Source organism: Pollutibacter soli (genome assembly GCA_029269725.1).
GTDB classification, from domain to species: Bacteria; Bacteroidota; Bacteroidia; order Chitinophagales; family Chitinophagaceae; genus Pollutibacter; species Pollutibacter soli.
In genome coordinates, this window is record JARJHS010000017.1 from 1 (window position 1) to 6,717 (window position 6,717).

General features: G+C 55.1%; 4 protein-coding genes and 4 pseudogenes. 5 read left to right on the top strand and 3 right to left on the bottom strand.

The window, feature by feature from the left end:
• Positions 1-106: 106 nt before the first annotated feature.
• Positions 107-895, bottom strand: a pseudogene (gene pilJ, locus P2W82_RS24590) (chemotaxis chemoreceptor PilJ); the annotation flags it as partial.
• A 211-nt stretch (positions 896-1,106) separates the two neighbouring features.
• On the opposite strand from pilJ, the pseudogene P2W82_RS24595 reads away from it, so the two are divergent.
• The 3 genes and pseudogenes from P2W82_RS24595 to P2W82_RS24605 form a co-directional block, all read left to right on the top strand.
• Positions 1,107-1,391 (top strand): annotated as a pseudogene (locus tag P2W82_RS24595) (MFS transporter); the annotation flags it as partial.
• A gap of 79 nt (positions 1,392-1,470) precedes the next feature.
• Positions 1,471-2,553: a DNA-binding transcriptional repressor LacI gene (lacI, locus tag P2W82_RS24600; protein ID WP_000805902.1), complete on the top strand. Its 1,083-nt coding sequence runs from the start codon at positions 1,471-1,473 to the stop codon at positions 2,551-2,553.
• Positions 2,554-2,602: 49 nt separating this feature from the next.
• Positions 2,603-2,944 (top strand): annotated as a pseudogene (locus tag P2W82_RS24605) (hypothetical protein); the annotation flags it as partial.
• Between the two features lie 17 nt (positions 2,945-2,961).
• On the opposite strand, the gene P2W82_RS24890 reads toward P2W82_RS24605, so the two are convergent.
• Positions 2,962-3,312 (bottom strand): hypothetical protein, encoded by a 351-nt coding sequence (locus P2W82_RS24890; protein WP_000818063.1) that lies wholly within the window; start codon positions 3,310-3,312, stop codon positions 2,962-2,964.
• Positions 3,313-3,328: 16 nt separating this feature from the next.
• Here P2W82_RS24890 and P2W82_RS24615 point away from each other — a divergent pair, with 16 nt between their 5' ends.
• A complete protein-coding gene (locus tag P2W82_RS24615; protein ID WP_003660230.1) occupies positions 3,329-3,553 on the top strand; it encodes a Rop family plasmid primer RNA-binding protein in 225 nt (74 codons plus the stop codon).
• Between the two features lie 1,136 nt (positions 3,554-4,689).
• A complete protein-coding gene (gene aph(3')-Ia, locus P2W82_RS24620; protein ID WP_000018329.1) occupies positions 4,690-5,505 on the top strand; it encodes an aminoglycoside O-phosphotransferase APH(3')-Ia in 816 nt (271 codons plus the stop codon).
• 739 nt (positions 5,506-6,244) lie between these two features.
• Here the strand turns inward: aph(3')-Ia and P2W82_RS24625 are convergent.
• Positions 6,245-6,717: pseudogene (locus P2W82_RS24625) on the bottom strand (methyl-accepting chemotaxis protein); the annotation flags it as partial.

Sequence of the window (6,717 nt, forward strand, 5' to 3'; positions counted from 1 at the left end):
CAGCGGTGGCAGCAGCCAACTCAGCTTCCTTTCGGGCTTTGTTAGCAGCCGGATCTCAGTGGTGGTGGTGGTGGTGCTCGAGTGCGGCCGCAAGCTTGTCGACTCAACGCCCGCCGGCCAGGTTCTCGAAGCCGTCGGCCAGTTGCGAGGCCTTGTCCAGCAGGGTTTGCGAAACGCTGAAGATGTTGTTCGCCGCTTCCCGGACCTGGAACAGGTCGGGCGAGGTCTCGAGGATCTCGTCCACCGAGCCGGAGACGAACTCGAAGAGTTCGGCGATCTCGTTCAGGCGATCCACCGCCTCGGCGTTGGTCACCTTGGAGATGCTCATCGCCGCGTTGCCTTCCTGCATGCCCTTCAGTACGCGGCCGAACAGGCTGGCGTCGCGGCCGAAGCTGTCGGCGGCCTGCACCGAGTTCTCGTCGCCGGCCAGCACCTTGTTCACCGAGCCGAGGATACGTTCGGCGAGCAGCGACTGGCGCTGGGCGACCGCGACCTGGTCGGCCGGGGCACCGTTCTCCAGCAGGATGTCGACCACCTCTTCGTATTCCACCTGCAGCTGCGGGATGGTTTCGGCGAGGGTCGAGGCCACCTGGTGCAGGGACAGTACGGTCTGTTCGCTGGCGAGGATGGAGTCGGCGTTCTTGCGCAGACCGTCCCAGTCCTGCTGCACCACGTCCATCTGCGGCTTCACCGCTTCGGGGCTGGGCGGCAGGGATGTGCTCTCGTCGCCGTTGACCAAGATGTTCCAGCGTTTCTCGAAGTCGTTGCGCGCATCCTTCAGGAGCTTGAACGCCTCGCCCTTGCCCGCCGCCGCTTCGGTGGCGTTCTTCGCGATCCGCTGCGACAGGACGCGCAGTTCGCCGGCATGGCCGATGTACTGCTTGTCATGGTTCGAGGATCCGCGACCCATTTGCTGTCCACCAGTCATGCTAGCCATATGGCTGCCGCGCGGCACCAGGCCGCTGCTGTGATGATGATGATGATGGCTGCTGCCCATGGTATATCTCCTTCTTAAAGTTAAACAAAATTATTTCTAGAGGGGAATTGTTATCCGCTCACAATTCCCCTATAGTGAGTCGTATTAATTTCGCGGGATCGAGATCTCGATCCTCTACGCCGGACGCATCGTGGCCGGCATCACCGGCGCCACAGGTGCGGTTGCTGGCGCCTATATCGCCGACATCACCGATGGGGAAGATCGGGCTCGCCACTTCGGGCTCATGAGCGCTTGTTTCGGCGTGGGTATGGTGGCAGGCCCCGTGGCCGGGGGACTGTTGGGCGCCATCTCCTTGCATGCACCATTCCTTGCGGCGGCGGTGCTCAACGGCCTCAACCTACTACTGGGCTGCTTCCTAATGCAGGAGTCGCATAAGGGAGAGCGTCGAGATCCCGGACACCATCGAATGGCGCAAAACCTTTCGCGGTATGGCATGATAGCGCCCGGAAGAGAGTCAATTCAGGGTGGTGAATGTGAAACCAGTAACGTTATACGATGTCGCAGAGTATGCCGGTGTCTCTTATCAGACCGTTTCCCGCGTGGTGAACCAGGCCAGCCACGTTTCTGCGAAAACGCGGGAAAAAGTGGAAGCGGCGATGGCGGAGCTGAATTACATTCCCAACCGCGTGGCACAACAACTGGCGGGCAAACAGTCGTTGCTGATTGGCGTTGCCACCTCCAGTCTGGCCCTGCACGCGCCGTCGCAAATTGTCGCGGCGATTAAATCTCGCGCCGATCAACTGGGTGCCAGCGTGGTGGTGTCGATGGTAGAACGAAGCGGCGTCGAAGCCTGTAAAGCGGCGGTGCACAATCTTCTCGCGCAACGCGTCAGTGGGCTGATCATTAACTATCCGCTGGATGACCAGGATGCCATTGCTGTGGAAGCTGCCTGCACTAATGTTCCGGCGTTATTTCTTGATGTCTCTGACCAGACACCCATCAACAGTATTATTTTCTCCCATGAAGACGGTACGCGACTGGGCGTGGAGCATCTGGTCGCATTGGGTCACCAGCAAATCGCGCTGTTAGCGGGCCCATTAAGTTCTGTCTCGGCGCGTCTGCGTCTGGCTGGCTGGCATAAATATCTCACTCGCAATCAAATTCAGCCGATAGCGGAACGGGAAGGCGACTGGAGTGCCATGTCCGGTTTTCAACAAACCATGCAAATGCTGAATGAGGGCATCGTTCCCACTGCGATGCTGGTTGCCAACGATCAGATGGCGCTGGGCGCAATGCGCGCCATTACCGAGTCCGGGCTGCGCGTTGGTGCGGATATCTCGGTAGTGGGATACGACGATACCGAAGACAGCTCATGTTATATCCCGCCGTTAACCACCATCAAACAGGATTTTCGCCTGCTGGGGCAAACCAGCGTGGACCGCTTGCTGCAACTCTCTCAGGGCCAGGCGGTGAAGGGCAATCAGCTGTTGCCCGTCTCACTGGTGAAAAGAAAAACCACCCTGGCGCCCAATACGCAAACCGCCTCTCCCCGCGCGTTGGCCGATTCATTAATGCAGCTGGCACGACAGGTTTCCCGACTGGAAAGCGGGCAGTGAGCGCAACGCAATTAATGTAAGTTAGCTCACTCATTAGGCACCGGGATCTCGACCGATGCCCTTGAGAGCCTTCAACCCAGTCAGCTCCTTCCGGTGGGCGCGGGGCATGACTATCGTCGCCGCACTTATGACTGTCTTCTTTATCATGCAACTCGTAGGACAGGTGCCGGCAGCGCTCTGGGTCATTTTCGGCGAGGACCGCTTTCGCTGGAGCGCGACGATGATCGGCCTGTCGCTTGCGGTATTCGGAATCTTGCACGCCCTCGCTCAAGCCTTCGTCACTGGTCCCGCCACCAAACGTTTCGGCGAGAAGCAGGCCATTATCGCCGGCATGGCGGCCCCACGGGTGCGCATGATCGTGCTCCTGTCGTTGAGGACCCGGCTAGGCTGGCGGGGTTGCCTTACTGGTTAGCAGAATGAATCACCGATACGCGAGCGAACGTGAAGCGACTGCTGCTGCAAAACGTCTGCGACCTGAGCAACAACATGAATGGTCTTCGGTTTCCGTGTTTCGTAAAGTCTGGAAACGCGGAAGTCAGCGCCCTGCACCATTATGTTCCGGATCTGCATCGCAGGATGCTGCTGGCTACCCTGTGGAACACCTACATCTGTATTAACGAAGCGCTGGCATTGACCCTGAGTGATTTTTCTCTGGTCCCGCCGCATCCATACCGCCAGTTGTTTACCCTCACAACGTTCCAGTAACCGGGCATGTTCATCATCAGTAACCCGTATCGTGAGCATCCTCTCTCGTTTCATCGGTATCATTACCCCCATGAACAGAAATCCCCCTTACACGGAGGCATCAGTGACCAAACAGGAAAAAACCGCCCTTAACATGGCCCGCTTTATCAGAAGCCAGACATTAACGCTTCTGGAGAAACTCAACGAGCTGGACGCGGATGAACAGGCAGACATCTGTGAATCGCTTCACGACCACGCTGATGAGCTTTACCGCAGCTGCCTCGCGCGTTTCGGTGATGACGGTGAAAACCTCTGACACATGCAGCTCCCGGAGACGGTCACAGCTTGTCTGTAAGCGGATGCCGGGAGCAGACAAGCCCGTCAGGGCGCGTCAGCGGGTGTTGGCGGGTGTCGGGGCGCAGCCATGACCCAGTCACGTAGCGATAGCGGAGTGTATACTGGCTTAACTATGCGGCATCAGAGCAGATTGTACTGAGAGTGCACCATTGCGGTGTGAAATACCGCACAGATGCGTAAGGAGAAAATACCGCATCAGGCGCTCTTCCGCTTCCTCGCTCACTGACTCGCTGCGCTCGGTCGTTCGGCTGCGGCGAGCGGTATCAGCTCACTCAAAGGCGGTAATACGGTTATCCACAGAATCAGGGGATAACGCAGGAAAGAACATGTGAGCAAAAGGCCAGCAAAAGGCCAGGAACCGTAAAAAGGCCGCGTTGCTGGCGTTTTTCCATAGGCTCCGCCCCCCTGACGAGCATCACAAAAATCGACGCTCAAGTCAGAGGTGGCGAAACCCGACAGGACTATAAAGATACCAGGCGTTTCCCCCTGGAAGCTCCCTCGTGCGCTCTCCTGTTCCGACCCTGCCGCTTACCGGATACCTGTCCGCCTTTCTCCCTTCGGGAAGCGTGGCGCTTTCTCATAGCTCACGCTGTAGGTATCTCAGTTCGGTGTAGGTCGTTCGCTCCAAGCTGGGCTGTGTGCACGAACCCCCCGTTCAGCCCGACCGCTGCGCCTTATCCGGTAACTATCGTCTTGAGTCCAACCCGGTAAGACACGACTTATCGCCACTGGCAGCAGCCACTGGTAACAGGATTAGCAGAGCGAGGTATGTAGGCGGTGCTACAGAGTTCTTGAAGTGGTGGCCTAACTACGGCTACACTAGAAGGACAGTATTTGGTATCTGCGCTCTGCTGAAGCCAGTTACCTTCGGAAAAAGAGTTGGTAGCTCTTGATCCGGCAAACAAACCACCGCTGGTAGCGGTGGTTTTTTTGTTTGCAAGCAGCAGATTACGCGCAGAAAAAAAGGATCTCAAGAAGATCCTTTGATCTTTTCTACGGGGTCTGACGCTCAGTGGAACGAAAACTCACGTTAAGGGATTTTGGTCATGAACAATAAAACTGTCTGCTTACATAAACAGTAATACAAGGGGTGTTATGAGCCATATTCAACGGGAAACGTCTTGCTCTAGGCCGCGATTAAATTCCAACATGGATGCTGATTTATATGGGTATAAATGGGCTCGCGATAATGTCGGGCAATCAGGTGCGACAATCTATCGATTGTATGGGAAGCCCGATGCGCCAGAGTTGTTTCTGAAACATGGCAAAGGTAGCGTTGCCAATGATGTTACAGATGAGATGGTCAGACTAAACTGGCTGACGGAATTTATGCCTCTTCCGACCATCAAGCATTTTATCCGTACTCCTGATGATGCATGGTTACTCACCACTGCGATCCCCGGGAAAACAGCATTCCAGGTATTAGAAGAATATCCTGATTCAGGTGAAAATATTGTTGATGCGCTGGCAGTGTTCCTGCGCCGGTTGCATTCGATTCCTGTTTGTAATTGTCCTTTTAACAGCGATCGCGTATTTCGTCTCGCTCAGGCGCAATCACGAATGAATAACGGTTTGGTTGATGCGAGTGATTTTGATGACGAGCGTAATGGCTGGCCTGTTGAACAAGTCTGGAAAGAAATGCATAAACTTTTGCCATTCTCACCGGATTCAGTCGTCACTCATGGTGATTTCTCACTTGATAACCTTATTTTTGACGAGGGGAAATTAATAGGTTGTATTGATGTTGGACGAGTCGGAATCGCAGACCGATACCAGGATCTTGCCATCCTATGGAACTGCCTCGGTGAGTTTTCTCCTTCATTACAGAAACGGCTTTTTCAAAAATATGGTATTGATAATCCTGATATGAATAAATTGCAGTTTCATTTGATGCTCGATGAGTTTTTCTAAGAATTAATTCATGAGCGGATACATATTTGAATGTATTTAGAAAAATAAACAAATAGGGGTTCCGCGCACATTTCCCCGAAAAGTGCCACCTAAATTGTAAGCGTTAATATTTTGTTAAAATTCGCGTTAAATTTTTGTTAAATCAGCTCATTTTTTAACCAATAGGCCGAAATCGGCAAAATCCCTTATAAATCAAAAGAATAGACCGAGATAGGGTTGAGTGTTGTTCCAGTTTGGAACAAGAGTCCACTATTAAAGAACGTGGACTCCAACGTCAAAGGGCGAAAAACCGTCTATCAGGGCGATGGCCCACTACGTGAACCATCACCCTAATCAAGTTTTTTGGGGTCGAGGTGCCGTAAAGCACTAAATCGGAACCCTAAAGGGAGCCCCCGATTTAGAGCTTGACGGGGAAAGCCGGCGAACGTGGCGAGAAAGGAAGGGAAGAAAGCGAAAGGAGCGGGCGCTAGGGCGCTGGCAAGTGTAGCGGTCACGCTGCGCGTAACCACCACACCCGCCGCGCTTAATGCGCCGCTACAGGGCGCGTCCCATTCGCCAATCCGGATATAGTTCCTCCTTTCAGCAAAAAACCCCTCAAGACCCGTTTAGAGGCCCCAAGGGGTTATGCTAGTTATTGCTCAGCGGTGGCAGCAGCCAACTCAGCTTCCTTTCGGGCTTTGTTAGCAGCCGGATCTCAGTGGTGGTGGTGGTGGTGCTCGAGTGCGGCCGCAAGCTTCTACGTCCTGCTGCTGCTCTCGATCTGCTCCACCTCTGCCGCCTTGGCGTCAAGGCTGGCGCGCTGCAGGTTCAGCAGCTCGCCGAGCAGCTTCAGATAGCCCTGGGCGGCCGGCACATAGCTGTTGATCAGCGTGGACTCAGCCTCTTCGGCCATGCCGTCGGCCTTGAGCTGACTGACCTTGTCGCGGCTGGCAATATAGGTTTTGCGCACCTGCATGATCTTGTCCAGGATCTCGCGTTCCGCAGGCTGGGTGATCAGGGGCTCGATCTGCTTTAGCACATTGGCCGTGCTCTTAGCAGTGGCAGCCGCATCCGCCGCCAGAAACTGCACCAGACTTGCGTCGCTGCTCTTGGCGATGGCCGTGGTGCGAGCCACCGCCACGCTGACATTGCTGTTCCAGTCGCTGATCAGGCGCTCCTTGGTCAGCGGCTCCTGCATCATCTGCTGCGTGGCCTTGCCCACCGAGTGCAGCT